Genomic DNA, 1,670 nt, shown 5'->3' with positions numbered 1-1,670 from the left:
AGTCTCAAAAACATAGAAAAGGTGCGGCAAGTCGCTGAGAATTTGAAAGCGCGTGGTTTTCAACATACATACGATTGGACAACTCATTCGAATATAGACTCAATCACCAAACTCCTTACTATTGGCCAAGAAGCGAAAAATACATCAAAGTGAAAGGTCAAGTTTAAATAGACTAGTTGATTCTATGCGGAAAACTATTGATTTTATGTAATCTGAAAATCGAGATATGCCGACAGCAAAGCGGTTCTTTACGAACCGCTTTGGCCTCGCCACATAATCAATTACCAGTGTAATCATTTTGGATAAAAAACCTACTTTCGTTTCCGTTTATAACGAACGAACTAAAAGATAAAGCTTTCTATATGGATTCTTTCTTTGCAAATAACAGGAATTTTATTCCTTTTAAGTAACCTATTGATGCATCATTATTTTTTTTAACCATTTCTTTAACTATTGAATAGACAATAGTCCATAATAGTGCCCCGTAATTCAAAATCCCGGCTTGTTTCATTTTAAGGAAATAGTAATGATTTACGACTTTAGCCTTAGAAACATTTTCAGCTTTATCCCTGGATTGAGGCGATTCGTGATGTATTATTTTTAAATCCGGATCTATAACCAATCTACCATATTTGCTTGCATAGTAGCACATATATAAATCATCGCCGACAGCATAATTTTCCATCCAGCTTAGAGGCTTCATGTCTTTAAGTGAACTCTTTTTAAATGACATATTGCACCCATGAAAAAATTCTGTTTCAAAATTTGACTTGGCTTTATTCCAATTTGCTATAGATCCTGCTAAACCACTTTTGGACAATTTCCCCAATGAACTGGACATTTGAAACGTAGCTACTCCGAGCGCATTTGCTATTTTACTAGAATATAAACCCTTGGCTATTCCTCCTACTCCTGCCAAACTTGCATCATCTTCATAATTTTTTAGTAATTTGCTTATATAGTATGGATCATCTAATTCAACATCATCATCTAGATAAAGGATAATTTCATGTACGGCGATTTTTACACATTCAACCCTTGAAAGCCAAATTCCAGCTTTTAATTTCTTAAAGTATGAAAGCTTCATGCATTTTATTTTAGATAAGATAGCCTCAAATAAATGTAATTGTTCCTTTTTGATATCTCCATCATCCACAATTAAAATCTCAACCTCACAATAAAGTTCAACCTGCCTACTGATGGATTCGATGCATTTGGTGATATCTGCAATTCGATTTCTAGTACAGATTGCAATTGTAATATTTTTCAATTTTAACGCCTCCGATTGGTTCATCTGTTCTGCGTTTGTTATCTGGGTGTCTTCGATCTTGTAATTAGTCTATTTGTTCAAAGCAACCATAAATAAAATTTACATAAAAGTAAAATAGCGTATAACTTTGGAGTTATACACTATTTTTTGCTTTTGATTCGAGAAGAGTAGGTAGCAGTTATTATTCTTGTTTATTTCCCTTATTTTTATCGTTGCCTTTACCGTTCTCTTTCTCGCTGCCGCCATGTTGATTATTGTTCTTTCTATCTTTTTCTTGTTCGGATCTATTTTTTTCTTTGTTGTCTTTACTTTTTTTCGTATGATCTGCTTTTTCCTTTACGGAGTCGTCTTGTTGTTCTTGGATAGAGACAGACTCATTTCTAACTTGTGATATTACTTG

General features: G+C 33.7%; 2 protein-coding genes. Both read right to left on the bottom strand.

Annotated features, from left to right (window positions below):
* Positions 1-358 precede the first annotated feature (358 nt).
* Positions 359-1,270 carry a glycosyltransferase family A protein gene (locus GC102_RS12055; RefSeq protein ID WP_171689757.1) on the bottom strand — a complete coding sequence of 304 codons (912 nt, stop codon included), beginning with the start codon at positions 1,268-1,270 and terminating at the stop codon, positions 359-361.
* A 181-nt stretch (positions 1,271-1,451) separates the two neighbouring features.
* Positions 1,452-1,670, bottom strand: a 219-nt coding sequence (locus GC102_RS12050; RefSeq protein ID WP_216628033.1) for a hypothetical protein, incomplete at its 5' end; no start/stop codon positions are given.

The organism is Paenibacillus germinis (assembly GCF_013141785.1).
GTDB lineage: Bacteria > Bacillota > Bacilli > Paenibacillales > NBRC-103111 > Paenibacillus_E > Paenibacillus_E phytorum.
This window is presented reverse-complemented; position numbering and strand designations above follow the sequence as displayed.